The following is a 22,165-nucleotide window of genomic DNA, read 5'->3' as shown; positions in this document are numbered from 1 at the left end:
TTCGGTCGGTGCGAAGGCGCGGGCGGGATAGCTGTCAGCGGGTGTCTTGGAACGTTAAGTTACGCTGCTGTGAGGCACCCCGGCAGTGCTTTCGTGTGACGATCGTAGGCCCGTGTGAACGGCTCGAATGTCAGGACGGTGGTAGTGTGCGCGCCTCGCTCATCCAGATCGGTGCAGATGAGGGCGAATCGGTCGAATCGCGCAGGTGTCGCGTTGCCTCGCTCGTTCGGGCCGAGGCCGGTGCCGACCTCGTCGTACTGCCCGAGCTGTGGACGACGGGCGCTTTCGCGTACGAGCGGTTCGCCACCGAGGCCGAGCCGCTGGACGGTCCGACGTACGAGGCGATGGCGAAGGCGGCGAGCGACGCGGGCGTGTGGCTGCACGCCGGGTCGATTCCGGAACGAGACCCTGAAGGGCCTCTGTACAACACCTCCCTCGTCTTCTCCCCCGCCGGTGAGTTGGTCGCCGCCTATCGCAAGATCCACCGCTTCGGTTTCGACAAGGGCGAGGCCGTGCTGATGGGTGCGGGCACGGAACTGGTGACCGTCTCCCTCCCCGGGACGACGGTCGGCGTCGCCACCTGCTACGACCTCCGGTTCCCCGAGCTCTTCCGCGGTCTCGTCGACGCGGGCGCCGAGACGATCGTCGTCTCCGCGGGCTGGCCGGAGCGGCGGCGGGCCCACTGGACGCTGCTGGCCCGGGCGCGGGCGGTCGAGAACCAGGCGTACGTCCTTGCGTGTGGAACGGCTGGTACGCATGCGGGGGTTCCTCAGGCCGGGCACTCGATCGTGGTCGATCCGTGGGGTGAGGTGCTGGCGGAGGCGGGTGGGGGCGAGGAGGTTCTGCGGGTCGAGTTCGAGCCCGCGAAGGTGGGGGAGACGCGGGAGCAGTTCCCGGCGCTGAAGGACAGGGTGCTGGGGGTGGCGGTACCGCCGCGCCGCGACTGAGGCCGGCGCCGGAGGGTTTCGCCCCCGCCGCCCCTACTTGTTCCCGTCCCTCCCCCAGAGGGGACCCCCCACTGGGGGCTGCGCCCCCAGACCCCCGCTGTCGGCCCTGAACGGGCCTCGTCCTCAAGCGCCGGACGGGCTGGATGTCCTGCGCCCGCGCTGAATGGATGCGGCAAACGGGTGGAGGGGTGGACGGGCGGGGGGAAACTCAGTCCCCCATTCGTTCCTTCTCCGCCAGGTGGATCACGCAGACCGCCACCGCGATCAACAGCGCCGGATCCGCGTCGTCCCGTACGACATCCACCCCGTACGTCTCCCGGACGTGCAGCCAGCGGCGGGAGATCTGGGCGAGGAGTTCGCCGTCGTAGTCGACCGCGAACTCCCGGTCCAGGATCTTTCCGCTGACGTCCAGTTCCGTGCCGTCCGCCAACGACACCCGGTAGTGGTTGCGCAGCAGTGACAGGCGTTTGCGTCTGATCGTGGCCAACGGGTCGCCGTCCCGTTCGATCACCATCGTGTCCCGCAGGGCGAGCATCTTCTTGTGGATGTCGATCAGCACCTGTCCTCGGGTGTCCTTCAGCTCGAAGGTGTCCCGCAGCCGCATCGCCTTGCCGTCGACCAGGTACACCTTGGTGCCGTGCTGGTCCTCGATCCAGTAGTCGTCGCCGAAGCCGAGCAGCCGGTCGCGCACGAGGAATCTCATGTACTCACCACTTCCCCGCCGACGCGTCCGAAACGCCGCCGGTACGCCGATGGGCTGACGAGTGCGACCGGCACGACAACGTGCCCGGCCGTCAGCCGTGGTGGCGGTCGTCGTCGATCACGGTCGTCGAGGGCGGTATCAGCACCCGCCTGCGCCGGGCCACACTGCGGAACGCCAGGGCGCCGATCACTCCGACGATCATCAGGATGACGCCGACCAGATCGAGGTTGACGCCCTCCATCTCCCAGTCGGTGGCGAACGTGAGGATGGCTCCCACGGCGATGAGGATGATGCATCCGCCGAGGCTCATGAGTGTTGCCTCCCTGTCGGGTCCGGTCGTACCGGAGGTTCCGGTTGTTCCGGAGTTTCCGGGTGCCCGGACCTGGGACAGGTATGCGTGGTTGCCCAACTGCCCTGCCCAACTACCTTTCCAGGAAGGCCACGAGAGCGTTGGCGAGCAGATGGGGGTCGTCGGCGCCGCACAACTCCCGCGCACTGTGCATCGACAGGATCGCCACACCGATGTCGACGGTCTTGATGCCGTGCCTCGCGGCGGTGATCGGGCCGATCGTCGTGCCGCAGGGCATGGAGTTGTTGGAGACGAAGTTCTGGAACGGGACGCCGGCCCGGTCACAGGCAGCCGCCCAGACCGCGCGGCCCGAACCGTCCGTGGCGTAGCGGTTGTTGACGTTGACCTTGAGGATCGGCCCGCCGTTGACGCGCGGGTGGTGCGTCGGGTCGTGCCGCTCCGCGTAGTTGGGGTGGACGGCGTGGCCCGTGTCGGAGGAGAGACAGACGGTGCCGGCGAAGGCCCTCGCCCTGTCCTCGTACGACCCTCCGCGCGCGAACACCGAACGCTCCAGCACGCTGCCGAGCAGCGGACCGTCCGCGCCGGTGTCGCTCTGTGAACCGTTCTCCTCGTGGTCGAAGGCCGCGAGCACCGGGATGTACGGCGGCGACCCGTCGCCTGAGGTGGAGCCGCTCGTCGCCACGGACGCGAGAGCCGCGGTGGCGGCGTGCACGGACAGGAGGTTGTCCATGCGCGGGCCGGCGACCAGTTCCCGGTCGCGGCCCAGGTACGCGGGCGGTTCGATGGAGTGGACCATCAGGTCCCAGCCGGTGACCTCGCCCGGCGTGAGCCCGGACTCCTGTTCGAGGAAGGCGATCAGGTCGCCCTCGCGGACATCGTCCGACATGCCCCAGATGGGCTGCAGGTGGCGCTGCTTGTCGAGCTTCAGCCCGTCGGTGTTCACGGCGCGGTCGAGGTGGATGGCGAGCTGGGGGACCCGCATCAGGGGCCGGTCGATGTTCACCAGACGCGAGGTGCCGTCCCGGAGGGTGAGGCGGCCCGCCAGACCGAGGTCGCGGTCGAGCCAGGAGTTGAGCAGCGGTCCGCCGTAGATCTCCACGGCGACCTGGCGCCAGCCGTGTCCTCCGAGGTCGGGCACCGGCTTGACCCGCAGGTTGGGGGAGTCGGTGTGGGCGCCGACGATCCGGAAGGGGGTGTGCGGCGCGGCGCCCTCGGGGACGTACCAGGCCACGATCGCGCCGCCGCGCAGCACGTACTTGCCACCGCTCCCGGTCGCGGAGCCCGCCGAGCTCTCCGCGTCCCAGGCGTCCGTCTCGGCGACCTGACGGAAGCCGGCCTTCTCCAGCCGCTCGGCGGTGTTCGCCACGGCGTGGTACGGCGACGGACTTGCCGCCAGGAAGGACATCAAGTCGTCGGTGTGGCCGCGGTCGAAGCGGTGGGGTGCGCTCATGGGGTTCACCTTAACGACGTAACAGGGCCCGCTCCCTGGGATGGTGAGCGGGCTCTCGTAACGGGGGTGTGAAGGCCGGACAACTGGCCAGTGATTCAGTTATCGGACACCGGAGGGGCCGTGGGGTTGTGTCCTGGTTCAGCAGCACGGCGGCCCGCCCCGGAAGTGGATCCGGATGCGGGCCGCCGTGCTTGGCCTGCCGTACGTGTCCGTCCGGCTCAGAAAGCCGCTTCGTCCAGCTCCATCAGATCGAGGTCCACGCCCGCCGCGAGCTTGCGGGCGCCGGTGACGCCCGGGAGGACGTTGGCCGCGAAGAACTTCGCCGCCGCGATCTTGCCCGTGTAGAACGGGACGTCCTTCGCCGACGCCGTCCGCAGCTTCTCGGCGGCCACCGCGGCACCCCTGAGGAGGAGGTAGCCGACGACGACGTCGCCCGAAGCCATCAGCAGGCGGGTGGTGTTGAGGCCCACCTTGTAGATGTTCTTGACGTCCTGCTCGGTCGCCGCGAGGTCCGTCAGCATCAGGCCGACGATCGCCTCCAGCTCGACGGCCGCCTTGGCGAGCTGCTCGCGCGCCACCGCCAGGTCCTCGCCGCCCGTGCCCGGCGCGAGGAACTTCTTGATGTCCTCGGCGAGGGAGTTGAGGGCCGCGCCCTGGTTGCGGACGATCTTCCGGAAGAAGAAGTCCTGGCCCTGGATCGCGGTCGTGCCCTCGTACAGGGTGTCGATCTTGGCGTCGCGGATGTACTGCTCGATCGGGTACTCCTGGAGGAAACCGGAGCCGCCGAAGGTCTGGAGCGACTGGGCGAGCAGCTCGTAGCCCTTCTCGGAGCCGTAGCCCTTCACGATCGGGAGCAGCAGGTCGTTCATGGCCTCCAGGGCGGCGGTGTCCTCGCCGGCCGCCTCCTTGACCTGGATGTCGTCCTGCACGGCCGCGGTGTGCAGCACCAGCGCGCGCATGCCCTCGGCGTACGCCTTCTGCGTGATCAGCGAGCGGCGGACGTCCGGGTGGTGCGTGATGGTGACCTTGGGCGCCGTCTTGTCCATGAAGTTGGCGAGATCCGTGCCCTGGACGCGCTCCTTGGCGTACTCCAGGGCGTTGAGGTAGCCGGTCGACAGCGTCGAGATGGCCTTCGTGCCGACCATCATGCGGGCGAACTCGATGATCCGGAACATCTGGCGGATGCCGTCGTGCTTGTCACCGATCAGCCAGCCCTTGGCCGGGTGCCGGTCGCCGAAGGTCATCTCGCAGGTGTTGGAGGCCTTGAGGCCCATCTTGTGCTCGACGTTCGTCGCGTACACGCCGTTGCGCTCGCCCAGTTCGCCCGTCTCGAAGTCGAAGAGGAACTTCGGTACGAGGAAGAGGGACAGGCCCTTGGTGCCGGGGCCGTTGCCCTCCGGCCGCGCGAGGACGTAGTGGAGGATGTTCTCCTCCATGTCGTGCTCACCGGAGGTGATGAACCGCTTCACGCCCTCGATGTGCCAGGAGCCGTCCTCCTGCTGGATCGCCTTGGTGCGGCCGGCGCCCACGTCCGAGCCGGCGTCCGGCTCGGTGAGGACCATGGTGGAGCCCCAGGTCTTGTCGACCGCGATCTGGGCGATCTTCTTCTGTACGTCGTTGCCCTCGTCGTAGAGGATGCCGGCGAACGCCGGGCCGGAGGCGTACATCCACACGGCCGGGTTCGAGCCGAGCAGCAGCTCCGCGTACGCCCAGATCAGGGAGCGGGGGGAGGTGGTGCCGCCGATCTCCTCGGGCAGGCCGAGACGCCAGTACTCCGAGTCCATGAAGGCCTTGTAGCTCTTCTTGAAGGACGCCGGTACGGGAGCGGTGTTCGTCGCGGGGTCGAAGACCGGCGGGGTGCGGTCGCCGTCCATGAAGGACTCCGCCAGCTCGTTCTCCGAGAGGCGCGTCAGCTCTTCCAGGATGCTCTTGGCGGTGTCGGTGTCCATCTCCGCGAACGGACCCGTGCCGTACAGCTTGTCGCGCCCGAGGACCTCGAAGAGGTTGAACTCGATGTCGCGGAGATTCGACTTGTAGTGCCCCATGGCGACGGCTCCGTAGAGAGATCGGCGAGGCACTGACTCCTCGCGCCTAATTCGCGTACCAACTAGTAACTAGCTTCCTACGATGATGCTACCCGTCGGTAATAAGGCGCAACCCCAACCGGCCATATGTGACGCGTCACGTGCGCGCCAGGGGCGCCGTGAAACGGATCGATGAAACGGAGCGATCTAGACCGGGACGGTGAGACGGGCCGTGTAGCCCTTGTCCACGCTGCCTTCCATGGCCGCCAGCTGCTGGTCGTAGCCGTCGCTGAAGATCATGTCGCTCTCCAGGGAGAGCTCCCCCAGGTTCTCCACGCTCCGGCTGTACCCGTCCGTCGCGTACACCGCGTCGCAGACGTCCTTCGGGAACGCCAGCTGCGAGGTGTTCGTGATGGACGTGGCGGCGGTCGCGTCCGCCAGGCTGCCGTAGACCTCGAAGTGGATGTGCGGCCAGCGGCCCGTGTAGCAGCCAGGGAAGATGCTCGTGAAGGTGACCCGGCCCTTCTCGTCCGTCTCCTGAACGCCCCGGAGGTAGTTCTCGTCGGTGACCCCCTCCGTATAGAGGGAGTAGTCGCCGGCCCGGTCGCAGTGCCACAGGTAGACGGCGGCGCCCGCCTTGGGCGTCCCGCAGCCGGAGGCCGCGTCGACGACGGTGAGCGTGACGGTCAGCGGCACACCCTCGGCCGTACCGCCCGCCGAGTTCCCGAAGCTGGACCTGATGTCGGCGCGGACGACTCCGCTCTCCTTGAGCACGTTCACCCCGTTCGAACCGTCGCCCGGGTACGGGCCGGCCGTCTCGCTGGGGATGGTCGCGCACTCGGCGGACGCGGACGACGAGGTGGAGGCCGTGCCACCGGACGGGGTGCCGGAGGAGGACGTGGGATCGTCGTCGGCGGAGCAGCCCACCAGTGGCACCAGACTCGCGCCGGCCAGCAGGCGGATCATCCGGCGGCGGGCGAGGACGGGGAAGTCGTAGGAGAGGCCCCTGTCGTGCTCGTGGTCCTCGTGGTCGTGGTGGTCCGCCTGGACGTGGTGCCCGTGTCCGCTCATGGCCGTCTCCCTCTGTCTGCGCCCGCCGGGCGTTACCCGGCCATTGCCACCGCCTGATCGATACCTTGTCGAATTCGACGGTATGGGCGCCCGCTGTGGCAAGCCGGGGCCGTACCTGTGGGCTCCCTGTGGGGCGGCCCGGCCACCCCGGCCGCGAGCGGGGGACCGGGCCGCCCCCACTCGGCCGCGCTCTCGGTACTCTTGCGCCCATGTATGGATATGGCCAGCACGGCGATGGAGGTGCGGCGCAGCAGCAGTACGCCCAGCCGCAGCAGCAGATGCCGGGCGGGTACGGCCAGCAGCCGCCGCTGTATCCCGAGCCGTCCCCGCCGTCCCTCGCGGACGCGGTGCGCGCCTTCACGACGGGCTCGCTGTCGGCCGAGGACTTCCAGCAGGTCTTCGCCACGTCGAAGGTGTACTGCCCGCGCGGTGACAACCCCGGGTTCCTGGCGCTGCACAACACCCAGCAGCCGGTGATCCCGATGTTCACCTCCCTGAAGGAGCTGCGCCGGTACGCCGGCAAGGAGTCCAAGTACTTCGTGATCACCGGCGCCGAGGTCATCGACCTGCTGCCGACGGGCTACGGCTTCGTCGTGGACATGGAGGGCGAGCACCGCATGGTGTTCGACGCGAAGGCGGTCGAGCAGATGGTGGAGTTCGCGATGCGCAGGATGTACGGCTGACCGCCCTCCCCTCCGATCCCCCGCCCCCGCAGGCCGGAGATCCCTTCTCCCGTGCCGAAATCGTTGTCCGCCCGCTGAAAATCCCCTCCGTGATTGTCACAGGCATGCCATAGGGTTCCTTCTGGCAGCCGCGCCCCACTGGCCACCGCTTCCGGCGGTCGCGCCTGGGTGCCGCGCGGCGCTCTCAGCTCCCGGGTGATCCCGGGTTCTCTTGTGGGGGTTCATCACTGTGCGTATGCGCAGCACTTCGACCGCGACGGCGCTCGCCGTCCTCTTCAGTTCGGTGGTTCTGAGCGTCGCCACCACCGGTACGGCCTCGGCGGCCGTCGCCACCGTGCAGTCGCCCGGCGGCATCGTGGCGGACGCGATCCTGAAGCGGGTTTTCGTCGGCGACAGCGGCAACGGCCGTGTCGTGGCGGCGAACTACTCGGGCACCGTCGTCGACACCGTGGGCGGCCTCGGTTCGGTCGCCGACCTGGCGCTCTCCGACGACGGACGAACCCTGTACGCGTCCCTGCCCGCGCGGCACCAGATCGTGGCCCTCGACCCGGCCACCCTGAACATCAAGGCCCGCTACGCGGTCCCCACCGACACCGGCCCGCGCCACCTCGCCTTCACCGGCGGCAAGCTCTGGTTCAGCTACGGCGACCAGTGGGACGGCAACCTGGGCTCGGTCGACCCGAACTGGACCGAGCCCGAGCCCCCGGCCCCGACGCCGACTCCGACCTCGACGGTCGTCGAGCCGACGGCGCCGCCGTCCCAGCCCCCGACGTCGCCCGCACCGGACCCGTCCGACGACCCGGGCACGGAGCCGACCACGGAGCCGAGCGCCGAGCCGTCCGTGGAGCCCACGACGGAGCCGCCCACCTCGGAACCGTCGCCGGATGCCTCCGCCGAGCCCACCGACGCGCCCGCTCCCTCCCCGGAGGTCTCCGCCGACGCCTCCACCAGGGCCCTGGCGAGCGGGGCCGACCCGGTGACGATGGAACTGTTCCCGCAGTCCCACCCCGGCATCTGGGGTCCGGCGCTGCTCGACGCGAGCCCGTCGGCGCCCGGTCTCCTGGCCGTCGGTGAGACCGGCCTGACCACATCCTCGATGGCCGTCGTGGACGTCTCCGGAGCGACGCCCGAGCTGACCGCCTGGCACAACGGCGACTACACGCTCAACGAGGGCATCTGGGACCTCGACCTCGTGCCAGGAACCCCGCAGGTGCTGGTCAACGGCAAGGACCGGGACGCCTACGCGAACGGCATGTTCAAGAAGCTGGGCGCCTACCCGGGCGGCGAGAGTGCCGACATCGCCCCGAACGGCCTGGTCGCCCAGTTCGGCGGTACCAAGGTAACCGTCTACCGGCCGAACGCCACGAGGCCGCTGCGCACGTACACGACCAGCACGCAGGGCACCGGCGACCTGGCCTGGGCGCCGGACTCCTCGCGGATCTTCGCCCTGGTCGGCACCGGCACCGGTTACACCCTCAAGGTACTCACCGACCCGACGAAGAACGTCCCGACCCTGACGGTGAACGCTCCGTCGACGGCCACCCGCGCCAAGAAGCTCACCGTCTCCGGCAAGCTCTCGGCGACGGTCGCGCTGCCGGCCGGCGTCAAGCTGAGTGTCACCCGCACCGACCTGGAGACCCCGAACGGCAGGGCGCTGCCGTCGGTCACGGTGAAGTCGGACGGCACGTACTCCTTCACCAACACCCCGCCCGTCGGCGGCCCGGTCACCTACAAGGTGGCGTACGTCGGCGACGCCGCGCACACCCCGGTCGCCGTCTCCGACAAGGTCGCGGTCTCCCGTACGGCGACGACGCTGACCCTGAACAACAACAAGAAGCTGTACAACTACGGCACCGACGTCAAGTTCACCGCGCACCTGGGCCGGACGTACAAGAACCGCACGGTCGAGATCTGGGTCGACCCGCACGGCAGCGACAGGCCGAAGAAGCTGGTCAAGACCGGCAAGGTCAACTCCGCCGGAAACCTCACCGTGACCGTCGACATGACCCGCGACACGAACGTCACCGCGGTCTTCAAGGGTGACGCCCGCTTCGCGCCGAAGACGGTCAAGGTCACGGCGAACGCGCGGGTGCGGATCTCCACGGCCGTGTCCCGGCACTACCGGACGGGCAAGATCGGCTCGACCTCGTACTACTGGTTCCACAAGAACACCAACCCGGTGCTGACGACCTCGATGCCCTACTACCCGGGCCGTCAGCAGCGCTTCGACCTGCAGGTCTTCTTCGAGGGCACGTGGTACTCCGCGGACTCCCAGTACTTCGGGATCGGCACGAACGGCAGGTCGGCGGTGGAGCTCGTGGCGCCCGGTGAGTCGGGCATCCGGGCCCGGATACGGTCGGCCTACGTCGACGGCGCCTCCGGCGACAACGTGAACTCGACGACGTTCGGATCCTGGAAGTACCTGTACTTCAGCAACTAACCGGCCCGGTCGGCCGGTGAGGCCCGGAGGGAATGCCCTCCGGGCCTTCGCTGTTAGAGGTAGCAGGAAGTTCAAGAATCAACTAAACTGGCCGCACAAGGAGGTCCATTGACGGCATCTTCGACCACCAGGACTCGCAGGGCGGCGGCGGCACCATCACCAACGGGGACACCCAGTGGATGACGGCCGGCTCGGGTCTCCTCCATATCGAGGCTCCCCCGGAGTCCCTGGTGATGTCCGGCGGCCTCTTCCACGGCATCCAGCTGTGGGTGAACCTCCCGGCCAAGGACAAGATGATGGCCCCCCGCTACCAGGACATCCGCGGTGGCCAGGTCCAGCTCCTCACGTCCCACGACGGCGGCGCGCTCCTGCGCGTCATCGCCGGCGAGCTGGACGGCCACCAGGGTCCCGGTATCACCCACACCCCGATCAGCCTGGTCCACGCCACGCTGGCCCCGGGCGCGGAGGTCACGATCCCCTGGCGCGAGGACTTCAACGGCCTGGCGTACGTCCTCGCGGGCCGCGGCAGCGTGGGTGTGGACCGGCGCCCGGTCCACAAGGGCCAGACGGCGGTCTTCGGCACGGGCTCGTCCCTGACCGTCCGCGCGGACGAGGCGCAGGACGCGAACACCCCGGACCTGGAGGTCGTACTCCTCGGTGGGCAGCCGATCCGTGAGCCGATGGCCCACTACGGCCCGTTCGTGATGAACACGAGGGCGGAGCTTGAGCAGGCGTTCGAGGACTTCCAGAAGGGCCGGCTGGGAACTGTCCCGGCGGTGCACGGAATGTCCGAGGGTGGTCTGTAGAACCTCGAAGGTTCAGTACGGTACGACTGGGCCCGAAGCCGCAAGTTGATGTTGCGGCTTCGGGCCTGTCTGTTTCGCCGGGTTCGGTTACGGCAGCACGTAGACCGGTGCGCCATCCGGAGTGCATCCGATCTGGCGGACGCAACCCCGCTTGAGCAGCATCCGCAGGCAGTCGTGGACACGGTCGTGCGGCAGCCCCGTGCGGGTGGCGATCTCCTCCAGGCGGTAGCTGGCCTCACCGTGCACGAGCGCCGGGGCCAGGTAGGCCGCCACGGCGTGGATGTCGTCGGTGACGACCAGGTTCTTCGCCTTCCAGGTGGCGAGGAGCTGCTGAGGCGTCAACTCCGGTACGGGGGCGGGTTGGTGACGGCTTTCCGCGGGGCGCCTGAGGGACTGGGCGATGTCCCGCAGCGCGTCGGCCATCATGTGCTGGCTGTGGCCGATCTGCCGTAGGAGTCCGTTGTGTTCCTCCTGCAACGCCACCATCGATTCGTCCGCCCGGATGTTCCGCTCTTCGAGCCGCACGATCGCGTTGGCGACCTGCTGGGGCATCGCGTAGGCGGTGCCGCCGTCGGGGGCGGGCTGTACGGGGGCCGGTTCGAGGGAGTACGAACCGTCTCGCTGGATGGTGGCGACAACCTCGGAAACCCAGGCCTTGAATGGCTCGCACTCCGGCTTGGTGCACCCGTTGACGAGGCTGATCAGCCCCCTTAGATTCACCATCCTCATCGACTTCTTGAGTCCGTGACCTGCAATCTTGTGTGAAGCGTCTGCTCCACAGACGCCTCGCGCAAGATCGTCAAGAGGCGTCTGGCAATCTGCTGCAACATGCATGACGAGTGCCTGACGGGTATTTGCGTACCCCAGGTTCGCAGCCACATCTGCGGCGACGAACCAGTGTTCCCCGTCCGGCATCGTCAGCCTCCGCACCCGCGACCCCGTGGCCGCGAACACGAAGTCGCTGATGTCGATCGCGTCCTGCCGCTGTGCCGTCGGCCTGTCCGACGGCGGGTTGTTGTTCTGCTCGTACATCGAGCATCACCTCCGCCTCGGAAAGTAGGCAGACGGTGGACCAACATACGTCTATAGCAAGCTTGTTCGTCCTTTAGGGGGACAGAGGCATCGATTCTGCGGCGAGCCTCCCTCTGCGCGCCCGCACCCCCACCCGGGCCTCCCCCACCGCCTGCAACGTCACCGCCGCCGTCACCGGCATCTCCGTGGCCGGTGCCTCGACGTCGTACTCGCGGAGCAGTACCGCCAGGGCCAGGACCGACTCCAGCATCGAGAAGTGGCGGCCGATGCACGCGCGCGGGCCGCCGCCGAAGGGGAGCCATGCGTAGCGGTGGCGGGCGGCTTCCCGGTCGGGGGTGAAGCGGTCCGGGTCGAAGCGGGCGGGGTCGGTCCAGTGGGCCGGGTGGCGGTGGGTGACCCAGGGCGAGATCAGGACGTCCGCGCCCGCCGGGATGACGTGGCCGTCGATCTCCGTCTCCGCCACCGCCCGCCTGCCCATCAGGGGAGCGGCCGGATACAGGCGCATCGTCTCCTTCAGGACCCTTGTCAGGTACGGGAGTTGGTCCATGGTCGCCGCCGTGCAGGGCTCGCCCGGCGGCAGCGCGTCGATCTCCTCCTGGGCCCGGGCCCTCGCCTCGGGATGGCAGGCCAGGAGGCGGAGCGCGAAGGCGAGTGACGTCGCCGTCGTTTCGTGGCCCGCGAGGAGGAACACCAGTACCTGGTCGCGGAGTTCGGTGGCGTCGAGGCTGCCGTCCTCCTCGTTCTGTGCCTGGGCGAGGAGGGAGAGCAGGTCGGTTCCGGCCGTCTCGTGGGCCGCCTCGTCTCCGTTGCTCCGGCGCGCCGCGATGATGCGGTCGCAGACCTCGTACACCGCCCGGGTCGCCGCCTCCGCACGCCTGTTGGACGGTGTGGGCCAGGTGCGCGGGAGCCTGAGCGGGGAGTAGGCCCGCCCGGTGATGTACGCGCTGATGACCGGGAAGTTGACGTGGATGACGTCCACCGCGGCCTCGACGTCCGCGCCGAACAGGACACGGGAGACCGTGCGCAGCGCCAGCCGGTCCATCTCCCGTACGACGTCCACGTCGGGCCTGTTCCGCCAGCGCTCGGCTGTCGCCTCGGCCTCGTCGGTGATCGTCGCGGCGTAACCGTCGACCCGTTTCTTCGTGAACAAGGGCTGGATCAGGCGCCGTTGGCGGAGGTAGACGTCGTCCTGGCTGGTCAGGAGGCCGTTGCCGCCGGTCTGGCGGATCTCCTCGTAGAAGACGTTGTCCTTGCGGAAGTTGGCGGCCTGTGTGGCCAGGACCTGCTGGGCGCCCTCGGGGGAGAAGACGCAGTACATGACCGTACGGAGGCCGGGCGGTCCTGCCGATACGCGGACCACGTCGCCGTGCTCCCGCTGGGCGCGGACGAAGGTGCCGAGCGGGTCCCTGCGGAGGTCGAGGGCCGAGCCCAGCAGGGGGTGGCCGGTGGGGCCGGGGACGGGAGCGGTGGCGGATGTGGTCCCGGGTGCGGACCTGCGGGCGGTGCGCGAGACGGCCATGGTCGTATCATCCGCGTTTCTGGGCGCTCGGGGGTGCCCTTTCGCGCTACACCTCCTGCTCCGTCTCCTGCTCCGTCTCCTTCTTCGCCTCCCCCTCCCGCTCCTCCCCCTCCTCTCCCTTCTCCTCCTCTCCCTTCTCGTGGTCCCTCTCGTACAGCTCGAACCAGATGCTCTTGCCCTCGCCCCGCGGGTCGACTCCCCATGCGTCCGCGAGCATCTCGATCAGCATCAACCCCCGCCCCGACGAGGCGAGTTCACCCGGGCGGCGTTTGTGCGGGAGGTCGTCGCTCACGTCGGTGACCTCGACGCGGATGCGGCGCGTGCCGGGGGCGCCCGTGACCTCGGCGACGACCAGGGCGTCGGTGTCCGTGTGGACCAGGACGTTGGTGGCCGTCTCGGAGAGCAGGAGGACTGCCGAGTCGACCTGGTCGGGGCAGGCCCAGTCGTGGAGCTGTTCGCGGAGTTGCTGGCGGGCGACGGCGACGCGCTCGGGTTCCGCCTGGGCGATCGTCAGCATGGTGCGGCGGACGCTGGACCGCACCGCCGGCGGCAGCGTGCCGTCGGTGGCGCATTCGGCCGGGCGGCTCAGGAGCAGCAGCGCTATGTCGTCCTCGCGGCGGTCGGCCAGTGGGCCCGTGGTGTGGTGGGAGGACGGGCCGTGCACGGCCTGGACGAGGGCGTCGGCCAGTTCCTCCAGGCCGTCGTCCTTGATGTCCCCCTTGTGCTCCTCCAGGGTCGTCCGGATGCGCCGCCAGCCCGTGTCCAGGTCGTGGCCGCCGGTCTCGATCAGGCCGTCGGTGCACAGGAGCATGGTCTCGCCGGGTTCGAGGGCGAGGAGGGTGGTGGGGTAGTCGGCGTCCGGGTCGATGCCCAGGGGCAGGCCGCCCGCGGTCGGGCGGGTCAGTACCGTGCCGTCCGCCATCCGGATCGCCGGGTCGGGGTGGCCGGCGCGGGCGATCTCCAGGACGCCGGTCGCGGGGTCGACCTCGACGTACAGGCAGGTCGCGAAGCGCAGGTCGCCGCCGACCGCGCTGTCCGCGGAGTGGGTGATGCCGTGCAGGAAGCGGGACGCGCGGGAGAGGACGGCGTCGGGGCGGTGGCCCTCGGAGGCGTAGGCGCGCAGCGCTATGCGGAGCTGGCCCATCAGGCCGGCGGCGCGGACGTCGTGGCCCTGGACGTCGCCGATGACCAGGGCGAAGCGTCCGCCGCCGGGCAGCGGGATCATGTCGTACCAGTCGCCGCCGACCTGGAGGCCGCCGCCGGTCGGTATGTAACGGGCGGTGACCTCCATGCCGGGTATCTCGGGGCCGAGGGTCGGCAGCATCGAGCGTTGCAGGCCGTCGGTCAGTTCGCGTTCCGACTCGGCGACGCCTGCCCGGGAGAGGGCCTGGGCGAGCATGCGGGCGACCGTCGTCAGGACCGAGCGTTCGTCGGGGATGAAGCTGACCGGGTAGGCGAAGCCCGCCATCCAGGCGCCCATCGTGCGGCCGGCGACGGTCAGCGGCAGGAACGCCCAGGACTGTCGGTCGAACACCTGGGCGAGCGGCCAGGCGGTGGGGTAGCGGGCCTTGTAGGCCTCGGGGGAGGAGAGGTAGACGGCCCGGCCGGTGCGGACCACCTCAGCGGCCGGGTAGTCGGTCTCCAGGGGCATGCGGGAGAAGGGATGCTCGTCGCCGGCGCGCTGGCCGTGGTGGCCGATGACGGTCAGGCGGTCACCCTGGACGCCGAAGACGGCGAGGCCGTCCGGTGAGAAGCCCGGCATCGACAGGCCGGCCGCGACCCGCAGCACCTCCTCCGTGGACCGCGCCTCGGCCAGCGCCCGGCCCGCGTCCAGCAGGAACGCCTCCCGCGAGCGGCGCCAGTCACCGGTGACGGGGGTGCGCGCGGCGGTGCCCGGCGAGGGCTCGGTGACCTCCTGGAGGGTGCCCATCACGTCGTACGCCTTGCGGTCGAGGTCGAAGGTCGGCTTCGCGCGGCTGCGTGCGGTACGGATCACCCGGCCCTGCTCGTCCATGACGCGGACCCGGACCTCGGCGATGCTGTCCTCGGCGACGGCGAGCTGGATGACGCCGGTGATCTCGTTCCAGTCGACGGGGTGGAGCCGGGCCCGGGTCGCGGCCTCCGTGAGGGTGGTCCGCTCGGCGGGCAGGCCGAGCAGACGGGCCGCCTCGGCGTCGAGCGTGACCAGTTGTGTGGCCGTGTCCCAATGCCACATGCCGGTTGCGAGGGCGACCAGGACGTCCCCCACGGCGGGCAGGGGCTCACCAGTGCGCATTGACCCACTTTATGGAGAGGTGATCGCAGCGTGCCACCCAAGCTGTGCGGAGCACCCTGTGGAGGAGCGGTACAGGCTACGCCCGCGAACAATTGCGGGGAAGCGGTCTCGGGGCGGCCGGTACCCTGGGTCTGTGTTTTCGGAGGTTTCGGTGTTTCACGTGAAACACCGGCCTCGATCCCCGATCCCCGATCCGCGAAGGCTGGATGAACGACGATGCATCGGTACAGGTCCCACACCTGCGGCGAGCTCCGCGCCTCTGACGTCGGCAGCGACGTCCGGCTGAGCGGCTGGCTGCACAATCGGCGCGACCTGGGCGGCATCCTCTTCATCGACCTGCGCGATCACTACGGCATCACGCAGCTCGTCGCCCGCCCCGGCACGCCCGCCTACGAGGCCCTCGACAAGGTCTCCAAGGAGTCGACGGTCCGCGTCGACGGCAAGGTCGTCTCGCGCGGCGCGGAGAACATCAACCCCGAGCTGCCCACGGGCGAGATCGAGGTCGAGGTCGGCGAGGTGGAGCTGCTCGGCGCCGCCCAGCCGCTGCCCTTCACGATCAACACCGAGGACGGGGTCAACGAGGAGCGGCGCCTGGAGTACCGCTTCCTGGACCTGCGCCGCGAGCGCATGCACCGCAACATCATGCTGCGTACGGCCGTCATCTCGGCGATCCGGCACAAGATGACCGCGCTGGGCTTCAACGAGATGGCCACGCCGATCCTGACGGCGACCTCCCCGGAGGGCGCCCGCGACTTCGTGGTGCCGTCGCGCCTCAACCCGGGCCGGTTCTACGCGCTGCCGCAGGCCCCGCAGCAGTTCAAGCAGCTGCTGATGATCTCCGGGTTCGACCGCTACTTCCAGATCGCGCCCTGTTTCCGTGACGAGGACGCGCGCGCGGACCGTTCGCCGGGCGAGTTCTACCAGCTCGACGTCGAGATGAGCTTCGTCGAGCAGGAGGACGTCTTCCAGCCGATCGAGCGGCTGATGACCGAGCTCTTCACCGAGTTCGGCAAGGGCCGCGAGGTCACCTCGCCCTTCCCGCGCATCCCGTTCCGCGAGGCGATGCTGAAGTACGGCTCCGACAAGCCGGACCTGCGCGCCCAGCTGGAGCTGGTCGACATCACCGACGTCTTCGCGGGCTCGGAGTTCAAGGCCTTCGCGGGCCGGCACGTACGCGCCCTGCCGGTGCCGGACGTGGCGTCACAGACCCGGAAGTTCTTCGACCAGCTCGGTGACTTCGCCGTCACGCTGGGTGCGAAGGGCCTGGCCTGGGTGCGGGTCACGGAGGACGGTTCGCTGTCCGGGCCGATCGCGAAGTTCCTCACCGAGGCGAACGTCGCCGAGCTGACCAAGCGGCTCTCGCTGGCCCCCGGTCACGCGGTGTTCTTCGGCGCGGGCGAGTTCGACGAGGTCTCGAAGATCATGGGCGCGGTGCGGGTCGAGGCCGCCAAGCGTGCCGGGCACTTCGAGGAGAACGTGTTCCGGTTCTGCTGGATCGTCGACTTCCCGATGTTCGAGAAGGACGAGGAGACCGGCAGGATCGACTTCTCGCACAACCCGTTCTCGATGCCCCAGGGCGGCATGGAGGCCCTGGAGACCCAGGACCCGCTGGACATCCTGGCCTGGCAGTACGACATCGTCTGCAACGGTACGGAGCTGTCCTCCGGCGCGATCCGCAACCACGAGCCCGACATCATGCTGAAGGCGTTCGGCATCGCGGGCTACGACGAGGAGACGGTCGAGCGCGAGTTCGCCGGCATGCTCCGCGCGTTCCGCTTCGGCGCCCCTCCGCACGGCGGGATCGCGCCCGGCGTCGACCGTATCGTCATGCTCCTCGCGGACGAGCCGAACATCCGCGAGACGATCGCCTTCCCGCTCAACGGCAACGCCCAGGACCTGATGATGGGCGCGCCGACGGAGCTGGAGGAGGCGCGGCTTCGGGAGCTGCACATTTCGGTGCGGAAGCCGCAGCCGAAGTAAAAGGGGCTTTGTGTGGGTGGCTCGGAATCGGCGGCGATTCCGAGCCATTCTCGTATGGTGCTCAGGAAAACACGGAAATTCACAGCTCTTTGACAGGTCACATTCATAATCTCCGTGGCCATGACTGACACCCCCCAGCATGAATTACAGGAATTGACGCGCCGCAGAGTCGTCGTCGCCGGTGGCGCGACGGCGGTGACGGCCACGGCGGTGGCTCTGGGCGCCGGGCTGGCGTCGGCGCAGGGAGCGCCGGAGGGCATGGGTGCGCACGGCCCCGGAAGCCGGCCCTCCGGCACTGCCTCCGGCACCCCCTCGGGTACGCCCGAGGCCTGTTACGCACTCACCACGGAGACCACCGAGGGCCCGTACTACATCGACGCCGACAGGATCCGCCAGGACGTCACCGAGGACGAGGCGGGCATCCCCCTCACCCTCAGGCTCAAGGTGATCGACGCCGAGACCTGCGAGCCGGTGCGGAACGCGGCCGTCGACATCTGGCACTGCTCGGCGCTCGGCATCTACTCCGGCTACGAGGACATGGGCAACGGCGGTGGCGGCACCCCGCCCTCCGGCGAGCCGACGGACGTACCCACGGGTCCGCCCCCGACCGGCGGTCCCGGCGGGCCGGGCGGCCACCAGGAGCCGACCGACGACGAGCGCTATCTGCGCGGCACGTGGAAGACGGACCGGCACGGCCACGTCACCTTCCGGACCGTGTTCCCGGGCTGGTACCGGGGCCGCTGCGTCCACATCCACGTCAAGGTGCACGTGGACGGCACCTGGACCGACGCCGGCTACGAGGGCGGGCACACCTGCCACACGGGCCAGCTGTTCTTCGACGAGGAGTCGGTGCTGCTCTCGGCGGAGACGGCCCCGTACTCGGCGAACACGGCCACCCGCACGACCCTCGACGAGGACACGATCTACCCGGACAACGGCGCCGAGGGCGGACTGCTGCGGCTGCGGTACAAGAAGCGGGACATCGGGCGCGGGGTTCTCGCCGAGCTGACGATGGGCGTGGCACCGGACTAGACGCAGGACAGCAACTAAATAAATAAGGATAGGCTTCCTGGCTCGCGCACCTGGGGCGGAAAAAGGATCCCTGTTTTCCGCCCCTTTCGCGCATTTCTCTCAGGTTCATTAGAAGACGAAGGAAAGCACAGTCCCTTCCCATGGTCCTGACAGGCGTCCTGCCTAAGTTCCAGGCCATGACAGAGATTCAAGGGCCGAAGCACAAAAGGGATCTGACACGTCGGAAGGTCGTCGTCACCGGCGCCGGAGCGGTCGCCGCGGTGGGCGTCGCGGGCGGACTCGCGGCGGGCGCGTTCGCGGGTGAGACGGGCAGGGGCGGGAAGACCCCCACCCCCAAGGCGTCCGGCAGCAGTGCGGAGGTCTGCTACACGCTCACCTCGGAGACCACCGAGGGCCCGTACTACATCGACGCGGACAAGCTCCGCCAGGACATCACCGAGGACAAGGAAGGCATCCCGCTGACCCTGAGCCTGCGGGTGATCGACTCCGAGTCGTGCAAACCGATCGTCAACGCGGCCGTCGACATCTGGCACTGCGACGCCCTGGGCCTGTACTCCGGCTACGAGAGCCTCTCCACCGGCGGTGGTGGCGGCGCCCCGACGGACGCACCCTCGGGCACCCCGACCGGTGAGCCGCCGACCGACGCGCCGTCCGGCGGCACGGGCGGTGGCGGTGGCGGTGTGCACGAGGAGCCCACCGACGACAAGCGCTACCTGCGCGGCACCTGGAAGACCGACCGGCAGGGCCGGGTCACCTTCAAGACGGTCTTCCCGGGCTGGTACCGGGGCCGCACGGTCCACATCCACACGAAGGTGCACGTGGACGGCACCTGGACCGACGCCGGCTACGAGGGCGGCACCACCTGCCACACCGGTCAGTTCTTCTTCGACGAGGAGTCGGTGCTGCTCTCCGCCACGGTCGAGCCGTACTCGACGTCGACGACCGAGCGCACGACGCTCACCGAGGACACGATCTACGACCAGAGCGGCACCGCGGGCGGTCTGCTCAGGCTGAAGTACGACAAGAAGAACATCGCGAAGGGTGTGACCGGCTCCATCACGATGGGCGTCGACCCGGAGGCGACCAACGACGGCACGGGCGACGCGGTGCAGCCGGGCGCGTCCGAATCGCCGGCGGACACGGCCTCCCCCTCCGCTTCCGCGAGCTGACGGACGTACGGCCCGCGAAGGGCGAAGGCCCGGAACCCCCCCAGGTTCCGGGCCTTCGCCGGTAGGTGTGCTCCTGCCCCCTGCCCCCTGCCCCTGCCTCCTGCTTCGCCTACTCGCCTACTTCGCCACGAACTGCGTCAGGATCGCCTGGACCTCGTAGATGTCGACTCCCTTGGTGAACGTCTTCTGGACCGGGGTCGGGGTGCCGGGGATCCAGATCCTGAGTTCGGCGTCGAGGTCGAAGGTGCCCGCGGTCTCCACCGCGATGGGGTCCCCCTCTGGGGACGTCCACATCTGGACTCATGTCCCGGTGAGCCTGATCAAGCCCACGCACACGGGAGGTTCGCAGGGGGCGCACAGACTTCTCGTCGGGAGGGCACAGTGGCGGGGCGTTTGATGGGAACTGTCGCAGTGGGGTAACCGCACCCCACGGGATGTTCCCCTCACGCTCGTTGTTCGTTGCTCGCGCCCGTTGGAGGAAGTCATGGGAGTCGTCGTTCCGCTCACGCTGCTGCTGATCGTCGGAGCGGTGGTTTCCGGTGTCCTTCTGCGCAGGCAGGCGGGGATGCGCAGGGTTCCGTCCGGCCTGGCCGGGCTCGACGCCGAGGTCGAGGCCAACCGATGGGTGGTGCGGCTCGGAGGGAGTCTGGCCGGTCTGCGGCCGGGGGCCGACGAAGCCGCCGCGCAGGCGTTGGCCGAGGCGGCCGGACGGCATCACGCCGCCCGCGGCCAACTGGCCACCGCCCGCACGCCCGCCGAGTACGCGCTCGCGAGGCAGACCGCCGCGGAGGGTCTCCAGTACGTCGTTGCCGCCCGCAGCGCCCTCGGGCTCGCATCCGGTCCGCCGGGCCCCGACGCCGCCGATGCCGACGACCCGACCGAAGGAACCGCCCGTCAGCTCAAGGGAGTTGGCGGGCGGTTCGGTGTCACGGCGTGAGGCGCGGGGGCCCGGTCGTCACTCGGATGCGCCGCCGAAGCGCTCCTTGTACGTCTCCAGGTCCTCGTCCGTCAGCTTCGCGAACAGCACCGGCGGGACGGTGAAGGCGGTGCCCGCGGGGACGGCGGACAGCGACTTCGCCTCGTCGGCCGTGACCCACGTCTTCGTGTCACCCCGCAGCGCGAACGCCGCGCGCATCGTCGCCGACGTCGCCGGGATGAAGGGTTCCGAGACCACCGCGTAGAGATGGATGAGGTTCATCGCCGTACGGAGGGTCAGGGCCGCGCCGTCCTGGTCGGTCTTGATCTCCAGCCAGGGGGCCTTCTCCTCCAGGTAGGAGTTGCCCGCCGACCACAGGGCACGCAGGGCTGCCGCCGCCTTGCGGAACTGGAGCGCCTCCAGCTGGTTCTCGTACTCCGCGAGCAGCTCGGCGATCTGCTCGCCCAGCTTCGCCTCCGCCTCGCCGGCCGCCGAGCCCGCCGGGACCTCGTCGCCGAAGCGCTTCTTCGAGAAGGACAGGACGCGGTTGACGAAGTTGCCGAGGGTGTCCGCCAGGTCCTTGTTCACCGTGGCCGTGAAGTGCTCCCAGGTGAAGGAGGAGTCGTCGGACTCGGGGGCGTTGGCGATCAGGAAGTAGCGCCAGTAGTCGGCCGGGAGGATGGACAGGGCCTGGTCGGTGAAGACGCCGCGCTTCTGGGACGTGGAGAACTTTCCGCCGTAGTACGTCAGCCAGTTGAAGGCCTTGACGACGTCGACCTTCTTCCACGGTTCGCGGACGCCGAGCTGCGTGGCCGGGAACATCACCGTGTGGAACGGGACGTTGTCCTTCGCCATGAACTCCGTGTAGTGGACCGGGTTGTCGCCGGCGTCGGCCTCGTACCACCAGGACTTCCAGTCCCTGGTCTCCGGCTGCTCGTCCGACCACTCCTTCGTCGCGCCGATGTACTCGATCGGGGCGTCGAACCAGACGTAGAAGACCTTGCCCTCCGCCGCCAGCTCCGGCCAGGTGTCCGCCGGGACCGGGACTCCCCAGTCCAGGTCGCGGGTGATCGCACGGTCGTGCAGACCCTCGGTGAGCCACTTGCGGGCGATGGAGGAGGCGAGGTGCGGCCACCGGCCCTCGTGGGCGGTCACCCACTCCTCGACCTCGTGCTGGAGCTTCGACTGGAGCAGGAAGAGGTGCTTCGTCTCGCGGACCTCAAGGTCGGTGGAGCCGGAGATCGCGGACCGGGGGTCGATCAGGTCGGTGGGGTCGAGCACCCGGGTGCAGTTCTCGCACTGGTCGCCGCGGGCCTTGTCGTAGCCACAGTGCGGGCAGGTGCCCTCGACGTAGCGGTCCGGGAGGAAACGGCCGTCGGTGGGGCTGTACACCTGGCGGATCGCGCGCTCTTCGATGAAGCCGTTCTCGCCCAGTCGGCGGGCGAAGTGCTGGGTGATCTCCACGTTCTGCGGGGAGGAACTCCGCCCGAAGTGGTCGAAGGCCAGCGCGAACCCGTCGTACACCGCCTTCTGCGCGTCGTGCGCCTGCGCGCAGAACTCCGCCACGGGGATGCCCTGCTCCTTCGCGGCCAGTTCGGCCGGGGTGCCGTGTTCGTCCGTCGCGCAGATGTAGAGGACGTCGTGGCCGCGCTGGCGGAGATAACGGGAGTAGACGTCCGCCGGGAGCATGGACCCCACCATGTTGCCCAGGTGCTTGATCCCGTTGATGTACGGAAGGGCGCTGGTGATGAGGTGTCGAGCCATCGGGGGCTGCTCCCAGGTTGGTTTCCTGCTGCTTCACGAACCCT

16 protein-coding genes and 2 pseudogenes are annotated in these 22,165 nt (G+C 69.2%); 8 read left to right on the top strand and 10 right to left on the bottom strand.

The window, feature by feature from the left end; genetic code table 11:
- Positions 1 to 146 precede the first annotated feature (146 nt).
- Positions 147 to 947 (top strand): carbon-nitrogen family hydrolase, encoded by an 801-nt coding sequence (locus IEY89_RS23430; RefSeq protein ID WP_189149435.1) that lies wholly within the window; start codon positions 147 to 149, stop codon positions 945 to 947.
- Between the two features lie 208 nt (positions 948 to 1,155).
- On the opposite strand, the gene IEY89_RS23425 is transcribed toward IEY89_RS23430, so the two are convergent.
- From IEY89_RS23425 to IEY89_RS23405, 5 genes are all read right to left on the bottom strand, one after another.
- Entirely contained in the window at positions 1,156 to 1,650 is a 495-nt protein-coding gene (locus IEY89_RS23425; protein WP_189149434.1) for an LURP-one-related/scramblase family protein, read from the bottom strand.
- Positions 1,651 to 1,741: 91 nt separating this feature from the next.
- Positions 1,742 to 1,960, bottom strand: coding sequence for a DUF6458 family protein (locus tag IEY89_RS23420; RefSeq protein WP_189149433.1), 219 nt, complete (start codon positions 1,958 to 1,960; stop codon positions 1,742 to 1,744).
- Positions 1,961 to 2,072: 112 nt separating this feature from the next.
- A complete protein-coding gene (locus IEY89_RS23415; protein ID WP_189149432.1) occupies positions 2,073 to 3,410 on the bottom strand; it encodes a M18 family aminopeptidase in 1,338 nt (445 codons plus the stop codon).
- A gap of 218 nt (positions 3,411 to 3,628) precedes the next feature.
- Positions 3,629 to 5,455, bottom strand: a complete 1,827-nt coding sequence (locus IEY89_RS23410; RefSeq protein WP_189149515.1) for an acyl-CoA dehydrogenase — start codon at positions 5,453 to 5,455, stop codon at positions 3,629 to 3,631.
- 186 nt (positions 5,456 to 5,641) lie between these two features.
- Positions 5,642 to 6,505 carry an intradiol ring-cleavage dioxygenase gene (locus IEY89_RS23405; protein ID WP_189149431.1) on the bottom strand — a complete coding sequence of 288 codons (864 nt, stop codon included), beginning with the start codon at positions 6,503 to 6,505 and terminating at the stop codon, positions 5,642 to 5,644.
- A 209-nt stretch (positions 6,506 to 6,714) separates the two neighbouring features.
- Between IEY89_RS23405 and IEY89_RS23400 the strand changes: the two genes are divergently transcribed.
- The 3 genes and pseudogenes from IEY89_RS23400 to IEY89_RS23390 form a co-directional block, all read left to right on the top strand.
- On the top strand, positions 6,715 to 7,188 hold the full coding sequence (locus IEY89_RS23400; RefSeq protein WP_189149430.1) for an SseB family protein: 474 nt from the start codon (positions 6,715 to 6,717) through the stop codon (positions 7,186 to 7,188).
- A 235-nt stretch (positions 7,189 to 7,423) separates the two neighbouring features.
- Positions 7,424 to 9,628: a YncE family protein gene (locus tag IEY89_RS23395; RefSeq protein ID WP_189149429.1), complete on the top strand. Its 2,205-nt coding sequence runs from the start codon at positions 7,424 to 7,426 to the stop codon at positions 9,626 to 9,628.
- A 107-nt stretch (positions 9,629 to 9,735) separates the two neighbouring features.
- A pseudogene (locus tag IEY89_RS23390) lies at positions 9,736 to 10,434 on the top strand (pirin family protein); the annotation flags it as partial.
- A gap of 87 nt (positions 10,435 to 10,521) precedes the next feature.
- Here IEY89_RS23390 and IEY89_RS23385 read toward each other — a convergent pair.
- The 3 genes from IEY89_RS23385 to IEY89_RS23375 form a co-directional block, all read right to left on the bottom strand.
- Entirely contained in the window at positions 10,522 to 11,349 is an 828-nt protein-coding gene (locus IEY89_RS23385; protein WP_229695390.1) for a BRO-N domain-containing protein, read from the bottom strand.
- Between the two features lie 190 nt (positions 11,350 to 11,539).
- The gene (locus IEY89_RS23380; RefSeq protein ID WP_189149427.1) at positions 11,540 to 12,985 is read right to left on the bottom strand and encodes a cytochrome P450; all 1,446 of its coding nucleotides are present in this window, start codon (positions 12,983 to 12,985) and stop codon (positions 11,540 to 11,542) included.
- Positions 12,986 to 13,031: 46 nt separating this feature from the next.
- Positions 13,032 to 15,260 (bottom strand): ATP-binding SpoIIE family protein phosphatase, encoded by a 2,229-nt coding sequence (locus tag IEY89_RS23375; RefSeq protein ID WP_189149426.1) that lies wholly within the window; start codon positions 15,258 to 15,260, stop codon positions 13,032 to 13,034.
- A 216-nt stretch (positions 15,261 to 15,476) separates the two neighbouring features.
- Here IEY89_RS23375 and aspS point away from each other — a divergent pair, with 216 nt between their 5' ends.
- The 3 genes from aspS to IEY89_RS23360 all read left to right on the top strand — a co-directional run bounded on the left by aspS (position 15,477) and on the right by IEY89_RS23360 (position 19,441).
- Positions 15,477 to 17,240 carry an aspartate--tRNA ligase gene (aspS, locus tag IEY89_RS23370; protein ID WP_189149425.1) on the top strand — a complete coding sequence of 588 codons (1,764 nt, stop codon included), beginning with the start codon at positions 15,477 to 15,479 and terminating at the stop codon, positions 17,238 to 17,240.
- 120 nt (positions 17,241 to 17,360) lie between these two features.
- Positions 17,361 to 18,272: an intradiol ring-cleavage dioxygenase gene (locus IEY89_RS23365; protein WP_189149424.1), complete on the top strand. Its 912-nt coding sequence runs from the start codon at positions 17,361 to 17,363 to the stop codon at positions 18,270 to 18,272.
- A 176-nt stretch (positions 18,273 to 18,448) separates the two neighbouring features.
- Positions 18,449 to 19,441: an intradiol ring-cleavage dioxygenase gene (locus IEY89_RS23360; RefSeq protein ID WP_189149423.1), complete on the top strand. Its 993-nt coding sequence runs from the start codon at positions 18,449 to 18,451 to the stop codon at positions 19,439 to 19,441.
- Positions 19,442 to 19,558: 117 nt separating this feature from the next.
- Here the strand turns inward: IEY89_RS23360 and IEY89_RS23355 are convergent.
- Positions 19,559 to 19,705, bottom strand: a pseudogene (locus IEY89_RS23355) (PH domain-containing protein); the annotation flags it as partial.
- 220 nt (positions 19,706 to 19,925) lie between these two features.
- Between IEY89_RS23355 and IEY89_RS23350 the strand changes: the two are divergent.
- The gene (locus tag IEY89_RS23350; protein ID WP_189149422.1) at positions 19,926 to 20,378 is read left to right on the top strand and encodes a hypothetical protein; all 453 of its coding nucleotides are present in this window, start codon (positions 19,926 to 19,928) and stop codon (positions 20,376 to 20,378) included.
- A gap of 18 nt (positions 20,379 to 20,396) precedes the next feature.
- Here the strand turns inward: IEY89_RS23350 and metG are convergent, their stop codons facing one another.
- The gene (metG, locus tag IEY89_RS23345; protein WP_189149421.1) at positions 20,397 to 22,121 is read right to left on the bottom strand and encodes a methionine--tRNA ligase; all 1,725 of its coding nucleotides are present in this window, start codon (positions 22,119 to 22,121) and stop codon (positions 20,397 to 20,399) included.
- Positions 22,122 to 22,165: the final 44 nt, after the last annotated feature.

The organism is Streptomyces lacrimifluminis, from assembly GCF_014646095.1.
GTDB classification, from domain to species: Bacteria; Actinomycetota; Actinomycetes; order Streptomycetales; family Streptomycetaceae; genus Streptomyces; species Streptomyces lacrimifluminis.
The sequence above is the reverse complement of the archived record's forward strand: the minus strand, read 5'-3'. Positions and strand labels throughout refer to the sequence as shown.

Coding starts and splice junctions, on each gene's coding strand:
- IEY89_RS23425 (WP_189149434.1), bottom strand. CDS start 1,650: ATGAGATTCCTCGTGCGCGACCGGCTGCTCGGCTTCGGCGACGACTAC.
- IEY89_RS23420 (WP_189149433.1), bottom strand. CDS start 1,960: ATGAGCCTCGGCGGATGCATCATCCTCATCGCCGTGGGAGCCATCCTC.
- IEY89_RS23415 (WP_189149432.1), bottom strand. CDS start 3,410: ATGAGCGCACCCCACCGCTTCGACCGCGGCCACACCGACGACTTGATG.
- IEY89_RS23410 (WP_189149515.1), bottom strand. CDS start 5,455: ATGGGGCACTACAAGTCGAATCTCCGCGACATCGAGTTCAACCTCTTC.
- IEY89_RS23405 (WP_189149431.1), bottom strand. CDS start 6,505: ATGAGCGGACACGGGCACCACGTCCAGGCGGACCACCACGACCACGAG.
- IEY89_RS23400 (WP_189149430.1), top strand. CDS start 6,715: ATGTATGGATATGGCCAGCACGGCGATGGAGGTGCGGCGCAGCAGCAG.
- IEY89_RS23395 (WP_189149429.1), top strand. CDS start 7,424: ATGCGCAGCACTTCGACCGCGACGGCGCTCGCCGTCCTCTTCAGTTCG.
- IEY89_RS23385 (WP_229695390.1), bottom strand. CDS start 11,349: ATGCCGGACGGGGAACACTGGTTCGTCGCCGCAGATGTGGCTGCGAAC.
- IEY89_RS23380 (WP_189149427.1), bottom strand. CDS start 12,985: ATGGCCGTCTCGCGCACCGCCCGCAGGTCCGCACCCGGGACCACATCC.
- IEY89_RS23375 (WP_189149426.1), bottom strand. CDS start 15,260: ATGCGCACTGGTGAGCCCCTGCCCGCCGTGGGGGACGTCCTGGTCGCC.
- aspS (WP_189149425.1), top strand. CDS start 15,477: ATGCATCGGTACAGGTCCCACACCTGCGGCGAGCTCCGCGCCTCTGAC.
- IEY89_RS23365 (WP_189149424.1), top strand. CDS start 17,361: ATGACTGACACCCCCCAGCATGAATTACAGGAATTGACGCGCCGCAGA.
- IEY89_RS23360 (WP_189149423.1), top strand. CDS start 18,449: ATGACAGAGATTCAAGGGCCGAAGCACAAAAGGGATCTGACACGTCGG.
- IEY89_RS23350 (WP_189149422.1), top strand. CDS start 19,926: ATGGGAGTCGTCGTTCCGCTCACGCTGCTGCTGATCGTCGGAGCGGTG.
- metG (WP_189149421.1), bottom strand. CDS start 22,121: ATGGCTCGACACCTCATCACCAGCGCCCTTCCGTACATCAACGGGATC.